The 26,500-nt window shown below is 41.2% G+C and carries 28 protein-coding genes and 3 pseudogenes; all 31 read right to left on the reverse strand.

Annotated features, from left to right (window positions below; all coding sequences use genetic code 11):
• Positions 1 to 11: 11 nt before the first annotated feature.
• The 31 genes and pseudogenes from NAAC61_RS01805 to NAAC61_RS01950 all read right to left on the reverse strand — a co-directional run bounded on the left by NAAC61_RS01805 (position 12) and on the right by NAAC61_RS01950 (position 26,493).
• Positions 12 to 587 carry a TetR/AcrR family transcriptional regulator gene (locus NAAC61_RS01805; protein ID WP_027107876.1) on the reverse strand — a complete coding sequence of 192 codons (576 nt, stop codon included), beginning with the start codon at positions 585 to 587 and terminating at the stop codon, positions 12 to 14.
• A gap of 140 nt (positions 588 to 727) precedes the next feature.
• Entirely contained in the window at positions 728 to 2,290 is a 1,563-nt protein-coding gene (locus NAAC61_RS01810) for a recombinase family protein (RefSeq protein WP_150888713.1), read from the reverse strand.
• A 1-nt stretch (position 2,291) separates the two neighbouring features.
• Entirely contained in the window at positions 2,292 to 2,708 is a 417-nt protein-coding gene (locus NAAC61_RS01815) for a recombinase (RefSeq protein WP_202695136.1), read from the reverse strand.
• Positions 2,709 to 4,274 (reverse strand): recombinase family protein, encoded by a 1,566-nt coding sequence (locus tag NAAC61_RS01820; RefSeq protein ID WP_202695138.1) that lies wholly within the window; start codon positions 4,272 to 4,274, stop codon positions 2,709 to 2,711.
• Between the two features lie 61 nt (positions 4,275 to 4,335).
• Entirely contained in the window at positions 4,336 to 4,551 is a 216-nt protein-coding gene (locus NAAC61_RS01825; protein ID WP_026478190.1) for an SHOCT domain-containing protein, read from the reverse strand.
• Positions 4,552 to 4,606: 55 nt separating this feature from the next.
• Positions 4,607 to 6,547: a DNA polymerase gene (locus tag NAAC61_RS01830; RefSeq protein ID WP_202695140.1), complete on the reverse strand. Its 1,941-nt coding sequence runs from the start codon at positions 6,545 to 6,547 to the stop codon at positions 4,607 to 4,609.
• 70 nt (positions 6,548 to 6,617) lie between these two features.
• Positions 6,618 to 7,169, reverse strand: a complete 552-nt coding sequence (locus NAAC61_RS01835; RefSeq protein WP_202695142.1) for a DUF2815 family protein — start codon at positions 7,167 to 7,169, stop codon at positions 6,618 to 6,620.
• A gap of 4 nt (positions 7,170 to 7,173) precedes the next feature.
• Complete coding sequence (locus NAAC61_RS01840) at positions 7,174 to 8,310, reverse strand: DUF2800 domain-containing protein (protein ID WP_202695227.1); 1,137 nt, start codon at positions 8,308 to 8,310, stop codon at positions 7,174 to 7,176.
• Positions 8,303 to 8,620, reverse strand: a complete 318-nt coding sequence (locus tag NAAC61_RS01845; RefSeq protein ID WP_202695144.1) for a hypothetical protein — start codon at positions 8,618 to 8,620, stop codon at positions 8,303 to 8,305. The genes NAAC61_RS01840 and NAAC61_RS01845 overlap by 8 nt, the downstream gene beginning before the upstream one ends.
• A complete protein-coding gene (locus NAAC61_RS01850) occupies positions 8,595 to 8,813 on the reverse strand; it encodes a hypothetical protein (protein ID WP_069980594.1) in 219 nt (72 codons plus the stop codon). Before NAAC61_RS01850 ends, NAAC61_RS01845 begins: the two co-directional genes overlap by 26 nt.
• 361 nt (positions 8,814 to 9,174) lie before the next feature.
• Positions 9,175 to 9,888, reverse strand: a pseudogene (locus NAAC61_RS01855) (peptidoglycan recognition protein family protein); the annotation flags it as partial.
• Positions 9,888 to 10,295: a phage holin family protein gene (locus NAAC61_RS01860; RefSeq protein WP_202695146.1), complete on the reverse strand. Its 408-nt coding sequence runs from the start codon at positions 10,293 to 10,295 to the stop codon at positions 9,888 to 9,890. The gene NAAC61_RS01860 and the pseudogene NAAC61_RS01855, both read right to left, overlap by 1 nt.
• A gap of 86 nt (positions 10,296 to 10,381) precedes the next feature.
• On the reverse strand, positions 10,382 to 12,853 hold the full coding sequence (locus tag NAAC61_RS01865) for a glycosyl hydrolase family 18 protein (protein ID WP_202695147.1): 2,472 nt from the start codon (positions 12,851 to 12,853) through the stop codon (positions 10,382 to 10,384).
• On the reverse strand, positions 12,850 to 13,431 hold the full coding sequence (locus NAAC61_RS01870; protein ID WP_202695148.1) for a hypothetical protein: 582 nt from the start codon (positions 13,429 to 13,431) through the stop codon (positions 12,850 to 12,852). The genes NAAC61_RS01865 and NAAC61_RS01870 overlap by 4 nt, the downstream gene beginning before the upstream one ends.
• 9 nt (positions 13,432 to 13,440) lie before the next feature.
• Complete coding sequence (locus NAAC61_RS11295; protein ID WP_069980589.1) at positions 13,441 to 13,635, reverse strand: hypothetical protein; 195 nt, start codon at positions 13,633 to 13,635, stop codon at positions 13,441 to 13,443.
• Between the two features lie 14 nt (positions 13,636 to 13,649).
• On the reverse strand, positions 13,650 to 16,172 hold the full coding sequence (locus tag NAAC61_RS01875; RefSeq protein ID WP_202695149.1) for a phage tail spike protein: 2,523 nt from the start codon (positions 16,170 to 16,172) through the stop codon (positions 13,650 to 13,652).
• Positions 16,173 to 16,176: 4 nt separating this feature from the next.
• Positions 16,177 to 16,950, reverse strand: a complete 774-nt coding sequence (locus NAAC61_RS01880; RefSeq protein WP_202695150.1) for a distal tail protein Dit — start codon at positions 16,948 to 16,950, stop codon at positions 16,177 to 16,179.
• A gap of 13 nt (positions 16,951 to 16,963) precedes the next feature.
• Positions 16,964 to 19,248, reverse strand: a pseudogene (locus NAAC61_RS01885) (phage tail protein).
• A 91-nt stretch (positions 19,249 to 19,339) separates the two neighbouring features.
• On the reverse strand, positions 19,340 to 19,951 hold the full coding sequence (locus tag NAAC61_RS01895) for a GNAT family N-acetyltransferase (RefSeq protein WP_202695153.1): 612 nt from the start codon (positions 19,949 to 19,951) through the stop codon (positions 19,340 to 19,342).
• A 3-nt stretch (positions 19,952 to 19,954) separates the two neighbouring features.
• Complete coding sequence (locus NAAC61_RS01900; RefSeq protein ID WP_202695154.1) at positions 19,955 to 20,401, reverse strand: MarR family winged helix-turn-helix transcriptional regulator; 447 nt, start codon at positions 20,399 to 20,401, stop codon at positions 19,955 to 19,957.
• A gap of 82 nt (positions 20,402 to 20,483) precedes the next feature.
• A pseudogene (locus NAAC61_RS11300) lies at positions 20,484 to 20,675 on the reverse strand (hypothetical protein); the annotation flags it as partial.
• On the reverse strand, positions 20,672 to 21,055 hold the full coding sequence (locus NAAC61_RS01905) for a hypothetical protein (protein WP_202695155.1): 384 nt from the start codon (positions 21,053 to 21,055) through the stop codon (positions 20,672 to 20,674). The gene NAAC61_RS01905 and the pseudogene NAAC61_RS11300, both read right to left, overlap by 4 nt.
• Positions 21,056 to 21,066: 11 nt before the next feature.
• Complete coding sequence (locus tag NAAC61_RS01910) at positions 21,067 to 21,669, reverse strand: major tail protein (RefSeq protein WP_202695156.1); 603 nt, start codon at positions 21,667 to 21,669, stop codon at positions 21,067 to 21,069.
• Between the two features lie 3 nt (positions 21,670 to 21,672).
• Positions 21,673 to 22,026, reverse strand: coding sequence for a hypothetical protein (locus NAAC61_RS01915; protein ID WP_069980583.1), 354 nt, complete (start codon positions 22,024 to 22,026; stop codon positions 21,673 to 21,675).
• On the reverse strand, positions 22,023 to 22,454 hold the full coding sequence (locus NAAC61_RS01920; RefSeq protein WP_202695157.1) for an HK97-gp10 family putative phage morphogenesis protein: 432 nt from the start codon (positions 22,452 to 22,454) through the stop codon (positions 22,023 to 22,025). Before NAAC61_RS01920 ends, NAAC61_RS01915 begins: the two co-directional genes overlap by 4 nt.
• Positions 22,447 to 22,782: a phage head closure protein gene (locus tag NAAC61_RS01925; RefSeq protein WP_202695158.1), complete on the reverse strand. Its 336-nt coding sequence runs from the start codon at positions 22,780 to 22,782 to the stop codon at positions 22,447 to 22,449. Before NAAC61_RS01925 ends, NAAC61_RS01920 begins: the two co-directional genes overlap by 8 nt.
• A 3-nt stretch (positions 22,783 to 22,785) precedes the next feature.
• A complete protein-coding gene (locus NAAC61_RS01930; RefSeq protein ID WP_184308332.1) occupies positions 22,786 to 23,094 on the reverse strand; it encodes a head-tail connector protein in 309 nt (102 codons plus the stop codon).
• A gap of 19 nt (positions 23,095 to 23,113) precedes the next feature.
• Complete coding sequence (locus tag NAAC61_RS01935; RefSeq protein ID WP_202695159.1) at positions 23,114 to 23,332, reverse strand: Head fiber protein; 219 nt, start codon at positions 23,330 to 23,332, stop codon at positions 23,114 to 23,116.
• A 15-nt stretch (positions 23,333 to 23,347) separates the two neighbouring features.
• On the reverse strand, positions 23,348 to 24,547 hold the full coding sequence (locus NAAC61_RS01940) for a phage major capsid protein (RefSeq protein ID WP_202695160.1): 1,200 nt from the start codon (positions 24,545 to 24,547) through the stop codon (positions 23,348 to 23,350).
• Between the two features lie 12 nt (positions 24,548 to 24,559).
• Entirely contained in the window at positions 24,560 to 25,240 is a 681-nt protein-coding gene (locus tag NAAC61_RS01945) for a head maturation protease, ClpP-related (protein WP_202695161.1), read from the reverse strand.
• Positions 25,237 to 26,493, reverse strand: a complete 1,257-nt coding sequence (locus tag NAAC61_RS01950; protein WP_443146876.1) for a phage portal protein — start codon at positions 26,491 to 26,493, stop codon at positions 25,237 to 25,239. The genes NAAC61_RS01945 and NAAC61_RS01950 overlap by 4 nt, the downstream gene beginning before the upstream one ends.
• Positions 26,494 to 26,500 lie beyond the last annotated feature (7 nt).

The following is a 26,500-nucleotide window of genomic DNA, read 5'->3' on the forward strand; positions in this document are numbered from 1 at the left end:
CTTTCATATAATTATTCAAATAAAATTTGCATGGCATTTAATGCTTCCGGTAATTCTTCATCTTGGTCAAGTAAAACCTGAATACCTGTACCAAACATCGACCCCAAAATTAAACGAGACAAATTTTTTGTAGAATAGCCTTTTAATTCCTTTAATTGAAGATCTTTAAAAATATACTTTTCAATCATGTCCGATAAATCTTTAAATAATTCACTAAGCAAGCTACTGAATACAGGAGACCAAATTGCTAAACCTGTAAAATCATAGAGCAATCTAAAAAGTTCCGGATTGTGCTGCAACATATTTTTAAAGTAATTAATTAAGCCTTTTGCTCTTTTCTGAGGTGAATTTTCCTGCTTTAATGATGCTTCAATCTCCTTTAAATACTTTAAAATCATCATTCTTACAACTTCTTTAAACAGTCCCTCCTTATTTTTAAAATAATAGTTTATCTGGCTTAACACTACTTCCGCTTCATCAGCAATGTCCCTCATCGATACGTTGGCATAACCTCTAGTCGAAATGCACGCATAAGCTGCTGATAATATTTTTTCAGATTGAGTTTGTTCATTTGTTTCGTTAATCACAACACCATCACCTCACAATTCGGTCGTTCGTCCGATTTATATTTTATGATAATATTTTTTGACCAGTTTGTCAACAACTAAAATGATAACCACTAGTTCCCTTTAGCTAAGTAAAACGGGTCAATTCTATAATCCGTTTTTTATACTTCAATCTCAATGCCAGATTTAAAGCTTATCACAAAATGCTCTTCGTACACGGTGACGTTTTGGATGAGCTTCCTTACAAGCGTGTCGTCATATAGTAGGGTGCGATATTTGTTTTTGCGGATAATTTCTACCAGTTCGTTGATCCGCTCATTCTCACCACTTAATGATGCATCTTCCACAAGGAGGCTCTGTCGCTCTTCACGGAGCTTATCAATCTCATCGGCTAAGAATTCGTAATCCTTTCCTTTGTTGGCGAGGCTGATTACTTCTTTCTGCTTTTCCTCTAGTAGTTTGTTAATTTCTGAAATCTTATATTCTGTGGTGTCACCAATTACCGCATGGATGTTTTCTTCTAGTGTTCTTATCATGTTATCTCCACCGGCAAGGAGTCTATTAATGGCAGTCATAACCGCATCATATAAATCTCCTTCTTTTACCGTCCGGTTCTTACACGTTTCAGGACCTTGCTCGATTCTCGTAACGCATCGCCATACAAACTCTTTTCTACCGCGTATATTCCAATACACCCGTCTGTAAATGTCCCCGCAATCCCCACAGAAGGTTATGGTGCTCAAAGCATATTTACTGCTATAGAGTCTTTTGTTTTTATCTGTTCCTGTGTAAATATTATTCCTGCGATGAAGTTCTTCCTGAGCCTGTAAAAATAGTTCCTTTGGTATGATCGCCTCATGGCTATTTTCAACATAATACTGTGGGACATGGCCTTCATTCTTGACCCTTTTCTTTGTAAGGAAATCCACGGTGAAGGTCTTCTGTAAAAGGGCATCACCGATATACTTTTCGTTCAAGAGAATCTTCTTTATGGTCTCCGGTCGCCATCTCTGTTTTCCTGCAGCTGTTAAAATACCATCCTTCTCAAGATCCCTACCAATGCCAGCTAGGCTTTTCCCCTCAAGGTATTCTCTGTAAATGCGCTTAATAATGTCAGCTTCTTCTGGAACTATGATCAGGTTGCCTTCTTCATCTTTCGTGTACCCCATAAATCGATTGTGGTTGACCTGGACTTTCCCTTGCTGATATCGATACTGAAGTCCAAGTTTAACATTCTGAGAAAGGCTCTGACTTTCTTGCTGCGCGAGGGATGCCATAATGGTAAGTAGCACCTCCCCCTTGGCATCCATTGTATTGATGTTCTCTTTCTCGAAAAATACGGCTATGTTCTTATCCTTGAGTTGCCTAATATATTTTAGGCAATCCAGAGTGTTACGGGCAAATCGACTGATGGACTTTGTAATAACTAGATCGATGTTCCCCTCCATACACTCATCAATCATGCGGTTGAACTCTTCTCGTTTTTTCGTGTTCGTGCCTGAAATACCGTCATCTGCAAATATTCCAGCAAACTCCCATTCAGCATTTTTCTTTATAAACTCGGTGTAATGAGCTACCTGGACCTCATAGCTTGAGTTCTGCTCTTCAGTTTCTGTAGAAACACGGCAATAAGCAGCAACACGCAGTTTCTTTACTTTTTCTTTTGCGGCTGTACTTCCGACCCTTTTTCGTGCTGGAATTACAGTTATGTTTTTCTCTGCCAATTTAAACCTCGCTTTCTATCAGACTATACAGGTACTCCGCTCGCGCTACTGGATCATCTGGAAGTTTACCTTCTGATTTTATCATTTTAAATCTTTCTATAGGTGGGGGAGCACTGAAAGCTGCAAGCTCTGCAATCCTCCCTAGGTCCTTCGCACGTTTATTTCTAACTTCTTCGGCCTTATCAAACGTCTCTTTATCAATGATTTCGGGGTATACGTCATTTCCAAGATAGTTGATGTTTTTCAAAATAAGGCCCATTGATGAATGAGTCTTCTCAATACCTGCCTGTTCACCAGCCACTGTAAGGGAAAGTCCTGAAATGTACTTTTCAAAGAACTCCTTTACTTGACCTGCTGCCTTCTCATCGACAGTTATGACTCCGTCTTTAACTGTATATCCGTATGGTACATATGCCATTTATCTCACCACCTTTTCTATAAGGGAAAGTCCACATTTCATTTTAAAGGTTAGTTCATCCCTTGAATTTACAATGATGTTTTCTACAAGCTTTTCAAAAGCTTCATCTGTATAATTGCCATCAAAATTATCTGCTGACACATAATCAAGAAGTGCCTTTACCTCGTCTGCCTGAGAAGAGCCACTTGTAAATGACATGACTAGGTTCGTCTTCTCAGCAGTAAAATTTTTCATTTCTTTATCCAGAACATTTCGTTCCTTGTTAAAAAGAGCTGGTTCAAGAAACCCTTTAGTCATAAGACCAATCAGTGTATTGCGTTCTTCGGTTAATTGCTCCATGCGTTTATCTATGGCATCAATTCTTGCAAGATCGCATTCTTCATCAATCTTGTTTATAGAATCATAAAGTGGCTTCAGTATTAGCTTTTTGCTAAATGCGAGCTTATTCATCATGGTTGAGAATGTTGCTTTTATCTCTCCATCACGCAAAAATAACATGGAGCAGCTGTCCTTGTCTTCAATGTGTCCTTTGCAGCTCCAAGCAATATAACTTCTGCCAACAGAGTAGTTTGTTCTTCTCTTGAATTTACTGCCGCACTCTCCACATAGGATTCTGCCACTTAGCACATACCTGTTTTGATAAGCTTTCTTGTTAGCAGTTTTGCTCATAGATTTTGCTCTTTGAGTTATCAGCTTTTGAGCCTTGGAAAATACTTCTCTGCTGATGATCGGTTCATGATGATCCTTGCAGTAAAACTGATCTTTCTCTCCATTGTTAATGTGTCGATTGAAGTTGCTATCCGTGTAGGTCTTTTGGAAAAGCACATCACCTTTGTATTTTTCGTTACGAAGCATATCAATCACCGTACCAGAACTCCAATGATTGCCCCTTCTTGCAGGGATTTTGTCCTTGTTCAGGCCTTTTGCGATAACACTTCCACCTTTCCCTGAAAGGCACTCTGCAAAAATACGTTTGATTATTTCAGCTTCTTCAGGAACAATAACCATCTCACCATTTACGTTTGCATAGCCATATGGCGGAGTGCCAATAATGTAACTGCCATTTTGAAACTTTTTACTGATTGACCATGTTGTGTTCTGTGAAATAGACGCGGACTCTTCAGCAGCAAAACCAGATAAAATAGAAAGCATTAATTCACTTTCCATATCACCTGTATTCAGATTTTCTTTTTCAAAATAAATATAAACACCGATATCCATTAGGAGCCTTACCAGCTCCAGGCAATCCGTGGTATTTCGTGCAAAACGACTGATGGATTTGGTGATAATAAAATCAATCCTATTACTTTCACAATCACGAATCATACGGAGAAGTTCAGGTCGTTTTTCCTTCTTTGTGCCTGATATGCCTTCGTCATAATAAAGTCCGGCAAACTCCCATTCCGGATTGGATTTAATATATTTTTCATAGTGTTCCCGCTGAGCTTTAAGGCTTACCAGCTGGTCATCACTATCCGTTGAAACCCTTGCATAAGCGGCAACTCGAAGTTTGCTTTTTGATGGCTGTGATTTGGGCAGTTCATCTATTTTCGTTATCTTTTTCATCATCTCACCTCACTTTCTGCTATTACATATATCACTCTAAAAGGTAATAATAGCAAGTGTTTCAGGGCATTATCTCGGCTAACTTCGGAGAGAATTTCTGGCGGTTTAATGCTGATATTTTGTGTAGTTCATCTTGTGTAATCTTGCCCTCTTTATAGAGCATGCCAACAATGCTCTCAGCTATATAAAAGTCATATTCTTTCTGTAACTGTTCTTCTGACATCGGTTCTGTCTCACCCTTGATAGGAGAACCATCTTTCACTTCAATAATGTTCATAAAAAAACACCTCCTACCTGGTAGCCACGGCGGGAGGTGAAATCTGATGTTTTCTTTAATCTTTCTTATAAAAATCGCATTCGTAGCCATCGGCATCAAGGAGCAGTCCCTTTGCCCAGGGAGGTACTCTGCCCATCTGCTTGCATACCATATCAAGTGGTACTCGAGGATTAGCCTCAATAATTATTTCATCATGTACATGAGCCACTATGCTACAAGTGCTAAGTGTCTTCATGGCATACATTAAAATATCACGGGAGATGGCTTGAACAATGTTTTCTACAAACTTGGGTCCATAACTTTCAATCCGCTCCCATTTCTTTGTAGCACCAACTCCCTCATAAGTAACTGATTCACCACCGAAGATATTTTCTCCAATATTAGGCTTTACATAGGCAAGCTTTCTGCCAGAAGGAAGAACAATAAACAGCATTCCACTCATGTAATGAAACTTGATATTTTGAACTTCTTGAGACTTTTTTTCCTTAATGCATTTCTTAACTTCTCTATCCACATCCCACCAGAATTTTACGATGTATGGATTGGCCTGCCTCCAGGCATTAACAAGGGGTTTTAGTTCTTCTTCTAAAATTCCCATCTCTAGGGCTCCCATAGCCTTTAAAGCACCCACTGATCCACCATAACCAAGTGCCAATTCTGCAATTTTACCTTTCTGCCTTAAATGAGCATTTACACCATGCTTTTCAACAGGGACTCTAAACATCTGTGATGCCGAGGCACAATATATATCACCGCCATTTGCGAATACTTCATTTCGCCACTGTTCACCCGCAAGCCAAGACAGCACACGAGCTTCAATGGCAGAAAAATCGGCAACAATAAACTTATTGCCTTCTTTTGGTACAAAGGCTGTGCGGATCAGCTGTGAGAGCGTATCAGGTATATCTTCGTAGAGCATTTCAAGGGTTTCATGATCACCGCTCTTTACTATGCCTCGTGCCTCTTTTAAATCCGGCATATGGTTCTGAGGTAGATTTTGTAACTGCACAAGCCGTCCTGCAAAGCGACCGGTTCTATTTGCACCGTAAAATTGGAACATTCCTCTGGCACGTGAATCGGCACAAACAGCCTTTTCCATTGCCGTATATTTCTTAACGGATGATTTTGACAGCTGCTGACGGAGTTTAAGAACTTCAGACAAGTCATCCGGTGCATCCTTTAATAGTTCTGCCACAGCCTTTTTGCCAAGAGTGTCTGTCTCAAGACCATTTTCAGCGAGCCAACCTTTCATCTGCTGTACCGAGTTTGGGTTATCAAGTTCTGTTATTTCCTGCATCTGATTCATCAACTTAGTATGAGAAATCTCATCTGTAGCAATCGCCTGTTTTACAAAATCCATGTCTACCTTAATGCCGCGGTCATTGATTTCTTGGTCGAGAAGATATTCATCCCATATTTCATCTGGCACAGGAAACTTAATAAGTCTTTGCTGAATTAACATTTCTGTTTCAACATCACGCTTGTTATAAGCTACAAACTTCTGCCACTTTTCCATTTCATCACTTGGTAGATTACGGTTTCTACCACCATTTGTTTTGGTAGGATTACACGGAATACAAAAATATCTGATTAGGTCTTTCCCTTCCGTCAGTTTTTGTTTTTCAAGCCCAAGAACGGCTCCCACACCTTCCAAAGAAAGGGGAAGTCCCATATAGGCTGACCACACCATTGAACATTTCCACGATGAAGGGTTTAGATAAGATCCAAAAGGATATCCAAGGTAACGGGAAAGGCATACACGTTCAAATTGAGCGTTAAATGCCCATTTGGTAATATCTTCATCAGTTAAGGCATCCAGTATATCGCTAGGTATCTTTTCACCGGCCATTAAATCTATCACCTTCACTTCGCCACCATCAACAGAATAGCCAAACAACATTATTTCAAAATCATCTGCCTCTACATAGCGATAAACTCCGCTCTTTTGTAAGTTTATAGATGAGTAGGTTTCGATATCGATTTCAAGATTCTTCATTTCCTACCTCCATTCCTAAAAAATAGGTGGCAGAGGAAGTACCTCCACCACCATCAATCGATCCTTTCTTTTAGGCAAGGAAGTCATCATCTACAAGCGTTGAAAAATCATCTGCTGCAGAGGTCTTTCCACCAAGTGGCTCTCCATCCTTAATTTTTTGAATATTACCCAAACCACAAGCAACACCTTTATTACCGTTTGAGTTAAAAGCATAGAAATTGAGTGAAACTCTACCATAGCAACCGCTGTACACTTCGCTGCGATCCATAATAGGTTTAACACTTTTATCTACAATCTGTGGAGCAGTTTTGCTATTGGCATTGATAAAATAATGCCCCTTATAAGCCTCATCATCACGCTCTACATCTCCGTCACGCAGTGGCAGTTTAATTGCCGCTTTGTTCGGTTTCTTTCCACCAAATTTAGCGATGCCTTCCTCAATGGCTGCATCCACTGCAGCATTTATGGCATTAATGGTTTCTGTATCGTCTTTGGGAATAAGCACAGATACGCTATATTTTTCTGCGCCACCGTTGATGGATACTGGCTCCCATCCGTGAAAATAAGAAAGCCTTGTGTTTACACCTGTAATAACTTTAGTTCTGTTTTCGATTTTACTCATAATATTAACCCTCCATAATTTCGTTAAATTCGTTTTTTGCATCAGCTACGTTCATCGCCGGTCTTTTATCCGAATTGGGGACAAGAGTCGGCTTGCCCGGTGGTTTATAAATGAGGTTTCCTAGAATTTCCTCAAATTTGGTTTTACCCATCAATTTTTGCATTTCTGTCATAGGGATGAGGCTCTTACGATAAATGTCCTTGTATCCGCTGATTACAGCTTTTTCTGCTACTGCATTTTCATCTTTATACTTTCGAACAGATCGACCTTCCACAACCTTAAAACCTTGCCACTCTTTACCGTGATTGACTGCAGCATCTGTCGCATAAGCAGTTATCTCATTCGCCCATTTGGTAAGGTCGGGAAGAATGGATAGCACTTCTTCTATCTCACTATCTGTAAGTAACGGTGGCATCTTAAACTCCATCTGTGCCAGTTTCAGATTTTCATCAGCTCTAGCACGACATCTGCTGGATGCTCTGCAGAAAGTACACCACGAGCCAGGCATATATTCACCTTCACCTTGATAGGCTTTTGCGGCTTTTGGTTTTAGTTCCTCTTCTGCCCAAGCTTTAAGTTCTTCTACCGGAACAGTCCATGTGCTGACATTTTCTCTTCGTGGTTGAAAAATTGTCATTGATATTTCTTTGATGTCGTATAGGCTGTCATAAATCTCTAAAGCGCCTAATGCATACAGTTTCATCTGTGGATTGTCCTCTGCATCCACTAGCACGCCCATACCATATTTGAAATCTACGATGTGAAGTCTATCATCTGAGATGATCACACAATCTCCTGTCCCAAAACCATCTGGAACATAACAAGAGAAATCAAGACGTTGTTCAATAAGAACGATAGGATCTGTGCAAGACTTTCTTGCAAGTTCTACCTGCTCCATGATGAAGTCAACGTAGGCATCCGTGCATTCTTCCATTTCATCTGAATCATACTCTGATGTAGGCCTCTTACTTCTGATTCGAAGTGCCTTTTTTAGCTTGTGTTCAGAGAGGGCATGAGCTGCTGTACCTTCTTTTGCTGCTTCTCCATTTGTGTTTTCAAACTCAAGTTCAAGCCTTGCAGACGGTAAACAATGAAGCCATCTGTGTGATGAAGATGCAGATAATATTGCATGATTACCCATTCCCAAGAACCTCCGCATCTTTCAAGATGTCAGCATAATAAGCCTTATCAACAGCACTTAACTTGTCAGCACCATACTTCCCGATGATGCCCCGCACTTCAGCGGTAAAGCCAAGCTGACTTTTTTCGGCAAGTACCATTCTCACTTTTTCCAGCGAAATATCCGGCTCCTTTGCTTTTTCTGTCTTTGTGGTAGGTGTTTCTTTTGGAGCAGAATCGCTATCTGCCATTGCATCACAAACCGCTTGTATGCTATCAGCAAGACTTCGCATATCATTTACCACATCAAGCAGTAACTTTATTTTGCTCAAGGTCATTTCCTCCTTTCGTCATCTCACAGATAGAGAGTTCCTCGATGCTGTCTCCGGGGATTACAATCGTTACACGCTGTTTTCCCCCAAGTAGGAATCGAAGGATGCGCTCCCTCACGGAAAAGTTACGGTAAGTAACAATCCCGCCTGTCTGTGGTTTCTTTGAAACACTAATTTTTAGATTGTGCTTCATATCCATCACCTCTTTCTGAAGGGCGCTTTTATTTGTTGCCCTCTACCTGGTAGCCTCAGGAGATACATAAATCTGACGGTTTAATAAAAAAAATGCCCAAGGAAGTTTTAAACCTCCAAGGGCATCATGCTTAGTTAGGGATTTTCAGTTTTTGACCGGTATAAATAATCGTTGATTTTAAATTGTTCAGTTTAACAATCTCTGTGTATCTTGTGCCGCTACCGAGTAGCTTGGCTGCAATTGCCCAGAGAGAATCACCTTTAACTACCGTATACTCTTTGTAAGTTGGTGAAGAGGTGCTACCGGTGGGATATACAATCATACCATCGTTGTTGAAAACATAATAACCTGGGTTCATATCAACCTGTGCCTTTGCATTGGAAAGGATACGATATGCACCAAGCTGTGATTTCGTATCTGCCCAAGTCTTTCTAACGCGGTAATAGCCTGTAGTCAGCTTTTCAGGGTAGGTTGTATTTTCAGAGCCCCCAGCAGGTGGTTCATCTGCTGAAAGTAACTTTTTAACCTCTGTTCTAAAAGTGTCCATGCTCTTACCATATCTTGAAAACCAATGTCTTGGATCAGCATGATTGGATGCAATCCCTCGTTGATACCCCTCATAGTGGCCGATAATCGTACCGTCAGCCATCGGGTCGAGTTTATACTCCTTACAAAGGTATGCACATAGCTCCACCGCTTCTTTATAGATAGCATTAAAATACGAGGCATCGGTCAAACCGTCCTCGCAGATTTCAAAGCCAATATGTGTGTTATTTGCATCGCCTCCAGCATGCCAACCTCTATGATTCCATGGTAGGGTTTGATAAGTTGCAATGGAGCCATCTTTAAGTTTCCCTATAAAGGCATGGACACAAACCTGTCTTCCATCTGGTCTGTCTTGATTCCAATGATTATTATATTGATTTACTCCTAACAGACCATCATCCGGTCCAACATATCTGCGTAAATTTGGATTGTTCGCTCCGGTGCTATGAACCATGATGCCTTTTGGTGTAATCTTTCTGCCTGCCTTGTAGCAAGCATTCTCTGTAAAAATAAGCTTTCTGAGATTCATTATTGCTCTCCTCCTTTGTTATGCAGCTGAGCAAGAATATCCTTTAATTTCTCTGGTATCGGTAATCCTAAGCGCCCTGCATTTTCCAACATGGAAACCCCTTCATTGGAGCAATAGAAAAAGATGATGGCGGTTCGGAGCATGCTACCGTCTCCTATAAGGTTCGTGTCGATAATATGGCCGATTCCAACCATTACAAAAATAAGCACCTTCTTAAAAATGCCTCGAAAACCGACTTCGCTGGATAGTTTTTTATCAACAATGGCGCACATGACACCAGTGATATAATCAGCCACCATCAATGTAACTAATGCATATAAAAACCCATCAAACCCTCCTAAAAACCATCCCAAGAATCCGCCTAATGCAGTTAGTGCCACTTGTACCCAGTTCCAAATTTCCTTCATGACTTTTACCTCCTTCATGATTTTGAATATATAAAAAGAGTGCCTGCATCTTCGCAAACACTCTTGGATCGTTATAATTGATTCGTTTATATTTGTTTAGGCAGTGCCTCCCATAATCTCATGTCCTCCTGTCCTAAAGACCAAATGGCAATTCCTCTAAGTTTCCACCGATATGCTGCTTCATTTGCCCAATAAACAAGGCTGTCTACGTCCTGGTAATAAAGAATTGAAAAACCATCAGCATCTCCAAGAAATAGGCGAGAGATCCAAACATTGATATCCTTAGGCACGACTTTTACTGAATAATCATTTCCGCATACAAGTGGCAAGACTCCTGAGTGAAAGAAATCATAATCCATGGAGATGTCTTGGCTTCTTGTTGAAGACTCCTCCACATCACTATTTACAGCGAATACCTGAAACTCATTATCCCAAGTCACACCAGTCCTTGAAAGCCTTCCATACTCTACGGTCGTTCCTCCTGGAAATATCACATCAAACCTTTCATACGGTTCATAGACCCAAGCATCTCCCAACCTTAATAGTTCACAAAGAATGCGACCATCAGAACGAACCCCTGCATAACCTCCTGAAAACCCATTAAGGGTTGCAGTAAATCGAAGAGTATTACTTGCCCCTGAATAGACCCTTACCGAGTTACCTCTAATCCTCATTTCAATAGTGTACACTCTCAGATTGGAACGAAGGTTTGCCTCTGTTGTTTTTATAATCTCAGTGGCAGTACTACCTAGTAGGGAAGAACCTTTATAAAGCTCGATGCGTTGCGTATTGAAATTAAGACAGCAAAATACATCCCCGCAAAATACCCCCGCTCGGCCATTTCCTTCCGGTGTAAATGCTATTCTTGCTCGTAAATGAACATCTGAAAAACCTGTGTAATTCCATGCCAACTCTCCTGATCCATCAAGCTGTGAGTAGGGACGACTAGTTGTTTGATTAGGATTTCTCCACACCTGCCACTGTCCACTTAAAGCTGTCCAATAACTAGATGGTAAGGGGTTGTCATCCCTAAAGTCTTCATACCAAACTAGTGCAGAGTCTGCTTTTCGACGTAGCACCTCTGTGGTTAGCTTAAATCCTCGATCCGGTTCAGCCATCACTCCGTTAACATCTTTAAACATTCGTGGTGATAACATAAATTCTGCCTCTCCTGCAGAAGGACTCTCATAGAAATTAGAGCATACACGAAATCCATAAAACTGCACACCTGGTACTAGCGCACTGACGCTGATTGTGTGCGTGCCGGCTGAAAGATATACACCCGAAGACAAGGAAAGCCAGCAAGTTGTGCGCCAATATGGCCACCATAGTCTATTCTCACTAAAAGTAGAACTTACACCATCCAAAGCAACATGAATACCATTCTTATCCCAAAAGGGAAAAGAGATACGGAATGCAACATCATAAACACCGGCAGTAGCTATTTCAAATTCATATTCTGCTTCGCCTCCTTCTCCAAGGGTTACCATTTGAGTAGAAATGGACACGCTCCCAGTATGGCTATCTGGACTTCCTCCAGTACGGTCTACATAGATTGTGCCAAACTCAGTTCTTTGCTGTTTACTATAAGCTGTCAAATATCTGCGCCTGTTATAGGTTTCTCCAATTAACGGATACGTTCTTGAAACCGCATCCCACCCTTCCATGTAGTCATACACCTGCGGTAAAGCCCAAGGAACCTTATCGTAATCATCCCAATACGCAATGATAGGAATACGAGGTTGGGGAGGAGCATCATTTGTGAAGTTATAGACTCCAGTCATCCAGTTTTGGGCTGCATAATAGGTGTTGGAAATTCCTCGGTAGGTAATGCCTAGATTCGCAGGAGAATCGTGTATCCTCCAGTTCCAACCATAAGCAGGCAGTCCAAAGAACACTTTTTCAGGAGTCATTACGCGAGCCGCATAATCATAGGTCCCTTCCAGCCAATTCCTAGGGGATACAGGTCCCGGTGCAGAACCCGCCCAAGCCATGCCATAACTCATGATTGCTGCTGTATCGCAGTAGGGATCTAAATCTTCATAAACACACCAGTTTTCACCACCAACGGAGCCTTGTACCCCTGTCATGCCGGGTAAGCAAATATTCACGAGTTTAGATGGATTGTATGCTTTAACCGTATTATAGATATCTCGAAAGAGAGCATTAGCCGCATCCTTATTTTCATAACCCCCACCACGCTCCAAGTCTATATCCACTCCAGCGCACCAAGGGTATTTATTCATAATACGAATAATCTCAGTAAGGAATTTATCCTTCGCGCCGTTTGTATTATTTCTAAGGGCTGTAAAAATGGATGCTGTACCATGATTCATGATTGTAAGCAGCCACTTGATGTGTGGCCATCGGTTGATGTAAGTAAGCATGCTGGAGATGCTTGTACCTGTTTCTGTTATTGTTCCGGTAATATCTACTTCAAAGGTAAAAATCCCTACGGTATCCAAGCGATCACCATAATCACGTAAGGCTTGGTACATACGAGCATTGCCCATGAAACTCCAAACCATGCACCGCTTTCCTTTTAAATAATCTCTCATGGGCGTTCACTTCCTTCCTGCATTTCTTGAAACTCGAATAATACCCTGGCAGATTTTCTATCTTCTAACTTCACCACATGCTTACTATCACTAGCTGCGGTGTATTGAAAAAAGCCCTCTTTTTCAGAAGGGCTCCCATTTTTCAAACACTGCCTGGTAGAGGCTAAAAGAGAAAATGTGTCTCCTGGGTTTATGGAATCTTTAAACTTAACCTTATGTGCTCCAGCTCCTTGAGATAACTCAATACCTCCTGCTTGCATACCCTGTATCGGGTAAATGTGACAATCAAGACCAGCTGAGGTTTTACCAAGATTAAAAAGGATGATTGTTTCACTACTACGAACCACTCCGTTATAAAAACGAACAGGCACAATGCTATTATTCTGCCTAAATTTCTGGAGCATGGTTTCTGTATTGATTGTGTAACCCGTCAAGCGGTCTCCTTCTTGCGCTTGAATGTCGGTAAAATAAACCGTACCGGTGCAGTCTTCTAAAAGTAGTTCCACCGTTATGCTAACAACACGCTTTTCTTCTTTGCAATGAATGGTCTCTGCAAATCTAGTAAAAGAAACTGACAATATCACCACCTACCCATCTAGTGTCCATTTAATTTCTGATACATGGGGAGTCCAGCCTGTAGCAATTGAGCCTCCTTGTAAAAGCATATCAGTAAAGAATACTGCGCCTGTGCAATCAGAAACATATATACGAATGGTTAGAGCCTTTATCTTGCTAAACCCTCGCGGTGAGATAACATGAGCTGTATGGAAAAAATAAGCCATAGCACCACTCCTTCCTAAAAGAGATCAATAAACCTGGTTTCGGTTGTACCATCCTCGTATTCAATCATAACTTCAATGCCAATTTGCCCATTAGGACCTTTTTGAAGATTCTCTGATGCAATCTGAGCTGAGAATGTGTAACTCCTCCTACTTGCTGGATAGATAGTTTGGGATAGACTTTTTGTCATACCTAAAACCCCATCAGCTTTAAAGGAAGCATCTCCTGAGACACCATTGTTTGGATCAACATCAAACCCTGAATTGAGCCAGTAGGTGATCCCGTCATCGGCTCTTGAATTTCTTAGATGGTTAAAGGGGACTAAATCTTTTACTTCCTGCCTGTCAAGGACATCGGCTGAGGATAAAATATCGGCAGCTTTATCCCACCCAGCAGATGCATCCCCTAATTCTCTTAAGGTGGTGGATAGCTCCAGCACTGTTTTCCATGGCTCTTGTAGATTGTACTGCCTGCGCACCACACGAGTTTTTACTGACAAATTTAAGTCTTTATCATCCACGGTAACGATGTCTCCAAGATTCCAAGCTTCATGTTCATATCCCGTCAGCACAGATAAATCCATAGCTGAAAGAACATAGGAAATTCTAGGCCTTGAATACTGTGCTAATCGCATATTAGCAAACTCGAGCATCTGATAAGGATTGCTAAAGGATGAGGCATCAAGGGTTGCCACTCTTACTTCTGATGAGTAACTGTAGTCCTCCACATATTCTTTATTTCCATTAATAGAGGCAAATGTCATCCCATCTTTTCCATATGCATAAAGTCGAGTGATTAAGCTTCTTGTATCTACTACCCTTTGTATGCTTTTCATGTTTTTTCTATAGCAAAACAATGCTCCACTGTCTGTGCCACCAAATGTCAGAAGATGCACCAACCTATTAGCACTATCAAATATTAAATCTCCACCATGAATGTTCTGTATGGCCCGAAGAATTGATAGAGCGTTTTTCTCGGTAGATTGCCATGTTCTCCTTGTACTTACCGTGACATTCCCTAAAGCCCAGCCTGTACCAAGAAGGGCATAATGCATAGGAGCCTCTGGTGTTTCAGCGACAAAATCCATCGGCTCTTTTGCCGTGCTGAATGAAAGATCATAAAAGGCAGCTTCCGCATACACTTGTGTAATCACTCGACCATCAGAAGTTTTCTCATCTGTCGTGGTCCGAATTCGGTACACATCATTTACAATCTGCACCTGTTTCTCATTATCTAGGGACTCTCGCTTGGGATCATGAAATGGCAACTTAAATTCCAAGATATCGGCGCCATTTACCTCACTGGTTACAATGATGTCAAAGGCATTTTCTAACACCGCTTCCCACGCACCGTTGGTATCCAAAACAACTGGTCTTGCAAATCCCAGCCTCTCGTAAGGTGGTTTCGGAATATCATGAAGCTGTATTTCTATAAGCTTAGGTGTTCTTGTTGTATCTTGAGTGGTCAAAGTAATTCGATAACGAATATAAGCTCTATTCGGTGACTGAAGTTCTCCGCTGGGTCCCACTGACTGCCACTGTGTCCAACTGACTAAATCATCAGAGGTAGAGGTTTCAACAAGGGAGATAGCAGTTACCCCTGCTGTGTATTCGCTGGTTACTGATACTCGTCCTGTTCCTGCAAGACCACAGGCAGCTGCATTTGTATAAAGCTGACCATTTTGAGCATAAACACCACTTGTTGCCTTCAGCATAACAGTACCCGGTTCCGTTAGGGCATCTACATCAGAGGCACTGTCACCACCATTTGCCAAGATAGAAGATTTGAAGTAGGAAATAAGCTCCTCCATGGTAAGGTCAGAATTCTTTTCATAAAACCAATCATCAAATCCGCCTGCATAATAATAAGTATCAGCCAGCATTCCCATGACAATATTGGCAACACAATTTTGATTCAAATCTCCGGTAAAAGTTCTAAGGGGCGATTGCCAAACAGCACCATCACTTCGGTCACAGACCAAATTTTGTACTCTTTTGCTATTTACTTCAATAATGGACGCTATAAAATACCAACCATTATTCCTAAGCGTAATACTTGGTGTTTCCGTTTGATCATAAATCAGCGAACCCGATGCATTGTAAAGCATTAATCTTAATCTGCCTTGGTATAAGGAAACATAGAAAATCGGCTGTCCTGGTCCATGTCTGGTATTAAAGATGGGAATAAAATTTTGACCAATGGAATAAGTTGTCGGGTTAATCCATCCACCCACTACGATTTTTTCTCCTAAATCACTAAAAAAGCTACCGTCATTGGTAGCCACTAAATGGGTTCTTTCACTTGTAGGGTTGACAATGTTTTGCCTGAAAAATCTTCCAAGTCTACCTAAGACCAAACTAGCTGAAGTTCCTGACCATCCGGAAACAAAGAAGTTTCTGTTATTGCCTGACGCATCTAAAAGCATGGTGTTTCCATCTGGCGCTGATTCATTAAATCTCCAAAGTCCAACGGTCTGATCACTTACTGGATACTCGCCTGTAAAATCTGTTTGCACTGTTAAAATCGACTTAATGGCCACCTGATCACCTCCATCTGCTTTTAGCCAGAATCCTTAATTCAGAAAATGTTGCTCCCGCCACAGTGATTGTTATTTCATTATCTCCCTTATGAAGAACAGGAAAATTCAGCTCATCCAAGCCTGGTAAACCATTTCTCAATGTGTTTCCGTTTGTATCAGTTATTTTGGCTGTCACTAGTCCACTGTCAATGACAAGAACTTCATCTGCGGTCAAAGCTCCAACAACTCGTAATTCTTCACCATTAGTTGTAATCGAGATATAGGTGGAGGCTGAACTGCTTATTGTCCCCTTAAGTTGATAAACGGGTTCTGAGTCAGCATTTCCGGTTAATCTTTCAATCTCATGATTGCCTTCGCTGGAAAGTGTAAATTGCTCATCAGTTAAAGCATAAGCATGAGGATCTGGGCAGATAAACTTAAGATCAAATGCCCCTGCCGTTCTAAGTAGCCTCTCACAATCCACCTGTTCAGTAAGACGGGCATAAAAGTAACGATCTGGAATATCATCCAATACAAGTTGTTTCAAACCATTCATGGGGTTTAACCATTCAGCTAACCCATCCAATACATCTACTAGATCAGCAAAACTTTTTTGTGGGTATACATTACAATTAACGATGATGATTCGCTCTGAGCTATCACAACCAAAATCAGCAACCCCCGCTTTACCCGGCACCATTTCATAAGAGTTTCTAAGAGCGGGCGATGCCTGCCAGCTTGTGAGTCTTGCTTTTATCTTCATGTTCTTTGAACTAATGCCGTTATAAATAAATCCCATACATCGCCCTCCTTTACGTCGTTATAAAGCGCCCCTGTGCTCGAGAACCGGTCTGCATTAAATTGTAGAGTTCTTGTGATATCTTTCTAATATCATCTTCACTGCGTACAATCATCTGCTGAATGGTAATTAAAGAGCCGCCAAGCATTCCATATCCGCCACCTGCACCACCATTTACATTTACATCGGAGTCTAATTTAAAATCTGTGGGGATGACCTTTTGCATATCTTCACTAACATCATCCATGGCCTTCTCAAATCCTACACCGATACCTTCACCCATGTTTTCACCAATACCTGCAAAAACTTGAGATGGAGATCGGATGCCTAAAATCCCCTTAACTCCTTTGACAATTCCACCAACCATATCACTGACTTTGTTTTTAAGCCAAGTCACCATGGAGGCAATACCATCCCAGAGTCCTCTGGCGATGTTTTTACCCACATCAATAATGGCCGGAATGGCTTTCCCTAAACCAGTCAATATTGCTGTAATAATCTGAGGAATTTGTGCCACTAACTGCGGTATAGCCCGAATCAATCCTGCCGCAAGCTGAATAGTAAGCTGAACACCCATCTCAATAATCTTAGGTAGATTTGTGGTGATAAAAGTAATAATGCTACTAATAATTTGCGGTAAAGCCTCAATTAATGTAGGCAGTGCATTTAAGATACCTTGTGCCAAACCACTGATAATTTGGAAAGCCGCTTCTAGGACCAAATCCAGATTATTAATCAATGTTTCTACAATCAAAATCACTGCTTCTACGATGGATGGAATTAGTTCCGGCAGTGCTTCACCAATGCCAGTGGCAAGGGTAACAATCATCACAAGTGCCGCTTCAACAAGGGCAGGGAGATTGGCAATGATTCCATCCACTAAAGTTAGTACCAATTGAAGCGCCCCTTGAGTTATCTGTGGCAATGCCTCAATAAGACCGCCCACTATGGTCATAATAATATTTGTCGCTGCATCAATCAGTGTTGGTAAATTATCCAAAATACCGTTAACAAGAGCAATGACTAGCTCAGGAGCAACTTCTGCAATGGCAGCTATCAGTCCAGTGACCACATCTAAGATTTGAGGAAGAATTACTGCTATCTGGTCAACTGTTTCTTTGGCTCCTTCTTTTAACTGTTCCGCTGCACCTTCTTGCCCTGTGATTAGACCTGTAAGACCATCAAGGATCATGGTAAAGCCGGGAAGGAGTTGGGAAGTGATATTGTTTTTCACACCGGTAAAAGAACGGGTAAGATTATCCATGGCATCGGTATACTCGACTGCAGCATCGATGGATTTATCACTCATCACAAGCCCTAGCTCGCTGGCTTTGTTCTTTAAGTCTTCTGTGCTTTCTGCAGTTTGGTTTAAAAGAGCTGCTAGTTCCACTGATGAGTTTCCAAGGAGATCATTGGCAATGGCCGCTTTTTCGCCTTCATCAGCAATCCCCTGCAGTCCTCTCACCGTCATCTCAAAGATTTCTTCTCTTGATTTCCCTTGGAGATCTTCCATCGAAATTCCTAATCGCCTGAATTTATCAGTGGCAGAAGTACTACTATTGATGGCATCATCAACCGTGTTATTTAGTTTTTTCATGCCATTTTCTAAAGTAGATATGCTTGCACCATTTTGCGAAAGCACATAGTCCCACTCTTGATAGCCTTTTCTGGAAAGTCCAATACGTTGACTTGCTTTATCAATCTCATCTCCAGCTGCGGCAGCATCATTAGCCATGTCATAAAGCTTTTTACCTGCGGCAACTGCGGCAGTTCCAATGGCAGCCATAGCCGCTCCGATTGCCACACCGATTCCTTTGACAATACTGCCTAGTTTCTCAAATTTTCCTCCCGCATCATCTGCAACGTTGGCACTCTTTTTTATCTCATCACCAAAATCATCCGCTTCATTTCCTGCTTCATCAAAACCTTCACTGGCTTCATTTAGTGCTTTGTTATTTTCATCAAGCTCCCGTTCCATCTTATTTAAATCAGCGTTGGCATTATTAAGCTGGATTTGCCAAGCCTGTGTTCTTTTATCATTTTCACCAAAGGATTCAGCGGCATTTTTAAGGGCAGCTTCCAAAGTACCGATTTTATTCTTTTGTGCATCTATTTCCTTATTTAAAACTTCATTTCTTGCCGTTAAGGCTGGACAGATTTATCCTGCTTATCAAACTGTGAGGATACCAGTTTCATCTCAGATCCCAGAACCTTAAATGTCTGATTGATGTCACGAAGTGCACTTTTAAATTCCTTCTCGCCCTCAACACCAATTTTGAGCCCAAAGTTATCTGCCAAAATCACCGCCTCCTTCCTAAAACGGGCATAAAAAATACCCGGATCTCTCCGAGTATAAAAAAAGCACCTATTTTTTAGGTGCTAAAACTTATCACAATCGTTTGCTATATAATAAACAAGTAAGCGATACAGCTTTTCCTTGTAGCTCCATTTTAATTTCTTTTTCTTCTGACCTTTCAAATCCTTTGTGTTCGTAAAATTGGTAAGTACAATTATCATCTGTGTATAAATAAATCAGTTTACCTTTTTCTCGTCTGCTTAATTCTTCAAGCAGTTTTGTTCCGATTCCCTTACCGTGCATGGTAGGATCTGCTGCAAGAAAGCAAATCTCCCCATCAGGAATAGCTCTATTTAAATATTTTTGATACATCGCCTTGTTTGCTTCGTCATATATATCTGCTCCTCCTTTAACAACAACCGCCATAATTGCTTTGAACATTTTCACATAGAGTTTTCTCCAAAAAGAGGAATACTGCTTCGGTTCATTTTTCATATCAGCCATTAGAATACCCACAAGCTGATCTCCTATATATGCCGCAACTACCTGTGATGCACGTTCCAATTCCAAATACAGAAAATATCTGCCGTATAAACGAAGTGCTAGTGGGTTATCAACATATCTGTTAAAATTCATTCCTTTGATAGCAAAGTCGATAACTTTACCAAAATCTTTTCTCTGTAATTGCTTGATTTTCACTTCCATGCTTCACACCTCACTATCACTTATTTCTGCAATTTCATCTTTGATAATACCACTAAGCTTTTCTGCTGTTTCAATAAGAAATAAACAGGTATCTTCTCCCAATGAGGAAAGCACCTTTTTCTCAAATCGTTCGGTTTCTTCGAAAATCTTAGAAAAAAAGCCTCTTCCTTCTTCAGTAAAAATAACAAATTTTTCTTTCTTGTTACTCTCAGCTACGAGGGTGACGTATTGTTGTTTAATAAAATCAGATAAAATGCTATGAACAGTAGACTTCGGAAGATGTAACGTGTCACATATCTGTTTTTGCGTAATGTTTTTAGATTCCTCTAACAAATACAGCATCATTAAAGAGTTAAAAGTCAACCCATGGTTTTTTGCAATCTTCGCATAAGCTGAATCAATATTATTGAGCGACTTATTTAATCGCGACATAGTCTCTTTATAATTCATTTGATAACCTCCTCGATTTTAGTGCGAAATCGTACTATATTTATTATAGTACGATTTCGCACCATTGTCAAGGATGTTCTAGTCAAATTCCATAGGGAATAACATCATCTATGGAAATCTCCCTTTTTTGCTTGCTCAGTCCAAGGAACTGTTTGTGACATTCCCATAAATCCATCAAAAGCCCAAGAGGTGTTAGCCATGTTTCCTCTTCAGTACGATTTAAATGGACTGTTCCGTAATATAAAAGCCGGGTAAAGAGCTCCTCCTCATTTACCCGGTTTGTGCGTTTTTTGAGTCATCTTCCGATGCAATATTTCGTTTCGTCCCTTTAAACATCGCTTCCATCAGTGCGTTTTTATATGTGGCAAGCTCCAAAGGTGAAGTAAGAAGTTCAATCTCTTCTTGAGTGAGAAGACTCTTCTTATCATTCGGATTTCGTAGGTTATAAATAAGCAAACTTTGATTGGCCATTAATGTAATCAGCCAGACAATCTCATCCAGTGCCATCTCGAAGTTTTCTGATTTCATGAGCTTTTCACCCAGGTTTTCAAGCCCACCATATCTTCCTGCAATTTCTTTTGTTGCCCTAGTCGTTAAAATAAGTTCATACTCCTGACCACTGATAGTAATCTTTGCGCTGCGTTCGTTATCCATGGAACATCCTCCTATTCTTCAGTGCCACCAGAGGCGGCAAATGTAGGTTCATATACTTCGTTGTACCATTCGGTAATAATTGATTGTGTGACTCCTTCATCACCCTCGTTAACTTCTGCTTTCCAAGGATGTCTGCCCTGACCATCCAATTTGTTCCTGCGTAGCACTGTCCCTTCAATGGTTGGAGTTGAAAAGGTAATGCTATCGCCTTTAGTAGCCAGATTAGTTGCTGGGATACCAAACTTGACACGATACAGCCAAAAATAACGATACTTTCCGTTTGCTTTTTTAGCCCTAAAGCCTACCGCAACAGGGTCACCGCCATCTTCACTGGTTGAAATAAGCACATGATTGTCATCAATGGTTGCTCCTGTAAGATCTCCTGCAGCAGTCACTCCAATATCATCAATACCAAGCGCTAATGTGCCGCTTCTAAACTCTTTAATGATTTCAGCCGCACCATCATCGGCATAAAGCGTTGCCTCAGCAAGCTCTACCGACAGTTCTGCACTGATGGCTTTTGCCAAGGGCACCGGGGTTTCATAGGTTTCATCACCGTTTGCATCCTCAGTGATTTTTGCATAATAAAGTCTATCAAGACCAATTGTAGCCATATTTTATTCCTCCATTTCTAATTTAAATTCATAGGGTTTTGCCACATCAATGGCATAGTGGTGATAGCCGGTATCATCTTCATGGCCGATATACCTGCGGTCTGTTATTGTAAAATCTGCACCCAAAAGAGTGCGGACTAAATTATTTTTAATGCCTATATAGTTACCTTTTACAAATAGGGAAAGTCTAACTTCCTGCACTTCATATTCAGGCTTGTTATCAGCATGAACCTCAAACAAATCGACAAGAGGTGTGATTACAAGATAAACATCAGGAGGCACACCAGAAAAAACACCTGTCTCTACTGGAATGCTACACATGTCTGCTATGAGATTTAATTCTTTTAAGATGCTCATATCTTATCCACCTCTTCATCAAATCGCTGTTTCATTGCTTCTATACAGGCTTTTCTTGAAGTCCTTCTTGCAGGCTTTAAAAATGGTTTTGGTGGTTGACCGGATTTCCCATACTCTATGATATTGGCTATCTTGGCATTGCTTTCACCATTTTTTCTTGGTTCTTTAAAACCTACTTTTACATTAAAATTACCGTTTCGATCTAGCTTAGCAGGAGAGACACCAAGGGAATCGACTAGTTCACCCGTAGACCGGCTTTTTTCTTTTGTTCCACTACCAATAGTCCCTTGTAAATTTGACTTTACCCTTTCTAGAACTACTTCCCCTCCTGATTCCAGTACCTTCGGTATAATTTCATCTGTCTTATCACCCAGCTTTGAAAGTTTTAGAAGAAAATCGTCCGGCATTTTAACATCTGCTTTAGCCACTTGATGCCACCACCTTTTTCGCCAAAACTTCAATATACATACCTTTTCCTTTTACATCCTCCACACTTGTGATTTCGTATCGTCCATCACTGCACGCTATGACCATCTTAGTAGACACCGGAATATCTGGTATCTTACGAAAGCAAAACAGTGCGGTGGCTTCAGAGAAGGTTGCTCTATTGGCCCATTTTTCATTCCCGTGACGGTCTTCCTTATAAGCACGAACAGACGCAAGAATGGTGTCAGTGGGTTTACTAAATCCCTCACTGTCTTTCATTGTTTCAATAGAAATAATATCTATAAAGGTATTCATTTTTCCAAAGCTCATACGCTACACCTTCCAATCCCGATCAAGCCTGAGCAGTAAATTTACCGTATTCCAAACCTGCTGGCCCGCCTGCACATTGTCAGCAAAAAAGCCACCCGTACTGCCATCCCGACTTTCATAGAAGTGGGATGACAGCATGATGATGGCTTGCTCCGTAGTTGGCGGCATTGCATTTTCGCTATAATGACCTTCCGGCAGATGCTGGTAACTCTCGGCATAGGAGGTTGCAGTGGTGATGTATGTCTGAAGAAGTTCATCATCACGATCATGCTCAAGAATTAGATTTGCCTTTACCTTTTCAAACAGTGTCATCACCGTCACCTTCCTTTCTCTACGGAGTATCCTCTACCATTATTCCAGTGGCTTTTAACTTGATTAAAAGGGCATTAAAGTCCGTTACCAAGTCCTCTACAGTAGCCGCAGTGCTTGCTGGTTGATTCTCAAGAACAGGGAGTCCGGTTACTTTGGCCCCCTCTTCTATGACAAGTTCACCACCGATTACGGTCTTTTCTCCACCTTGCTCTGTATAATTCTTCGTGTTATAACTCATCATTTGCACCTCCCATTAAGCCTTTTGCTGCAGGATTTTAACAGCTTCAGGAAGGATCAATTTACCATCCACACGTTGACTTGCAAGGAAACCAACTTGACCAGTGGTTGCAAATAGCTCATTTAAACGCTTGAAAGAACGTCCTTGTCTGTCCGCAATCCAGTAGTAACCAAAGTCACCAAATGCGATGCTCTTTGCCCCAGCCTCAATAATTGGAGCATAGGCTGAAGTATATACTGGACGGTTTAGCAATGTATCTGGAGTACCCGCAGTCAGCGAAGGCTGCCATAGATATTGGCCCTGTCCGTCTTTTAGTTTACGGATTGCTTTCACCGTTGCATCATTCATTAAGAACACTGCATTTTTTCTGTATGGTGCTTTTAATGAGTAGACAAGATCGATAATCTCATCTGCTGTAATAGCTGTAGCCGAACCTGCAGTAATCCCAAGCTGTGCTCCACCCGTAGCATTGAAGATGCCTGTAGGTTTTCCATCAGCATCTCCAACAAGAAATGCTTCCTCTTCCTTTGCTCCAATTCTTCTGGCAAACTCAGTGGAAATATAGCTTTCAAGATTAAATACACTATCGTTTAAGAGTTCATCCGAGACTTTAATCATCGTACCCAACTTATATGCACCAATGGAAGTCTGACCAAATACAGAATCACTCTCATCAAATTCCTCGCCTTCATCAAGCCAAGCCGCAGTACCTTTGGTCACTACAACAGGAATTTTTCTGTCACCGCTTGAAGTCTGAATAATCTTTGCCAGCTTACGGAACACATTTTCTTCCTCAAGGGTTTGAATTAGGGTACGTTCAAATTCATCTGGAACAAGATATCCACCCTCAGAATCAGTTCCTACAGATAGGGAATTGAGTACATCATGTCTAGGATTTTTACTTCGCATGACATTCCAGAATGCCTTCTTATAATCATCACTTGCTCTTCCAGTCTTTGTTTCCATCCCTGGAATATTTGGTTTTCCAGTAAGAGGCATATTCACAGGTTTATTAAGTTCTGCTTCAAGTGCCTCTTGGCGTTCCAGTCTTGCTATTTCCTTACCAAGATTAACAATGTCCTCTTCCATTCTGTCGTAGGTTACCGCATCCTCTGCAGAAACAAGCCCGTCACTGCCACGTTTTGAATCAAGAAATGCCTTTGCCGCTTCCCATGCTTTTGCGCGTTTTTCACGCAGTTCAAGAATTTTACTCATTTTGATTTCCTCCTAATATTTTAATAAATTAAGCCGCTCATAAAGCGGCTCGGTTGATTGTTTAACAACTGGTTTTTTAAGCTTATCCATTAATGAATTGGTCACTGCTCTTCGGCTAAACACAAAACTATCTTGCACAGTACTTTCTCCAGTTCTAAACATGATGTCATCAGCAAAACCAAGCTCAATCGCTTTATTGGCATTAAGCCATGTTTCTGCATCCATCAGATGGGATAGCCTTGTTCGTGATAAACCGGATTTCAGTTCATAAGCATTGATGATACTTTCCTTTACTTCATCTAACATTTGCATTGCCTTTTGCATCTCCTCACTATCACCAATGGCTATGGTGAATGGGTTATGGATCATCATGAGTGAGGTTGGTGACATCAAGACTTCTGTTCCTGCCATTGCTATGACCGATGCGGCTGATGCTGCAATACCGTCAATTTTTACAGTGACATTGCCCGTGTAATCCATCAGCATGTTATAAATCTGTGATGCTGCGATACAATCGCCACCGGGAGAGTTGATCCAAACAACAATGTCTCCTTCGCCACTCATAAGCTCTGCTTTAAAAGCTGCAGGAGTAACATCATCTTCAAACCAACTCTCCTCTGCAATTGCACCGTTAAGGTAGAGGGTTCGTGTTTGTGTATCTAAATCACGCACCCAGTTCCAAAACTTTTTCATTTAGCTGTTTCCTCCAATCCTTCTTTATTTGCAAATATGCCCGCATCCGCGAGTTTGGTCATATTGCCGTTAATTAGGTATAAATCTCCTCCCAGCTCAGGTGGAATTCGGTCTAGGTTCTCAAGCTCCCTAATATCATTGGCGCTCATCCATCCGTTTTGTCTGGCGGTTGCATAGCCGCTCATTCGAGAAACATAATCTCCACGAAGTAAACCATCTACGTTAAACTTGGAAAAATACTGTTTCTTTTCATCTGATCTTAAAAGCGCCCTGCTTATGGCCTGTTCCCAGCGAATGACCCAAGGGTCCAAAGTGTATTTCACAAACTCCAGTGATTGCTGTTCAATATTAGAAAAACTCGACTTTTCCAAGTCCCCAACCATATGTGGAGGTACGCGGAAAATTCGAGCGATTTCATTGATTTGAAATTTCCTTGTTTCTAAAAACTGAGCTTGCTCCGGCGAGATACCAATTGGCTGGTACTTCATGCCTTCTTCAAGTACTGCTACGCGATGAGAGTTGCTACTCCCTTGATAGGCTGCATTCCAACTTTCCCTTACTTTCTGAGGGTCTTTAATGGTGCCAGGATGTTCAAGTACCCCTCCTGGTGCTGCCCCATTCGCAAAGACCTTAGCTCCATATTCCTCACATGCTATTGCCATGCCTATAGCATTCTTAGCCATAGCAATCGGCGAGTAACCCACAAGACCATCAAAGCCTAAACCTGGAATATGAAGTACATCGCTTGGTCTTAATGTAACCGCCACACCATTCATCGTTGGTGCATCATCGGAATATCTGGTGTAGGAATAATAGAGATTGCCACTGGAATCTCGATCCACAGACATTCGATTTGGCATTAATGGATACAGTGCTATGACTTCACCTTTGCCGTTTCGAATAATCTGAGCATAGGCATTGCCCCATAATAAAAGATGAGTCATCATCGTCTCGCGGAAAACGAAAGAACTCATCTCTGGATTTGGCTCATCATGTAATAAAAAATATAGCGGATGAGAAAGTGCTTTCTCCTTACCACCGCTATCGGTGTATTTATATAGATGAAGGGGAAGCCCTGCCACAGCCTCTGCTAATATCCTCACGCAGGAATACACTGCAGTCATTTGCATGGCTGTATGCTCATTAACAGGCTTGCCGCTTGTCGAGCCGCCAAAAAGGAAACTATAGTTGCTCCCTGCAGTTCGATTTTGTGGTTTGTCACGTGCTTTAAAAATATTTGTAAATAGCCCCATCTGCATC

The sequence above is a fragment of the Petrotoga sp. 8T1HF07.NaAc.6.1 genome (assembly GCF_016772115.1).
In the GTDB taxonomy this organism is placed as follows: Bacteria; Thermotogota; Thermotogae; order Petrotogales; family Petrotogaceae; genus Petrotoga; species Petrotoga mobilis.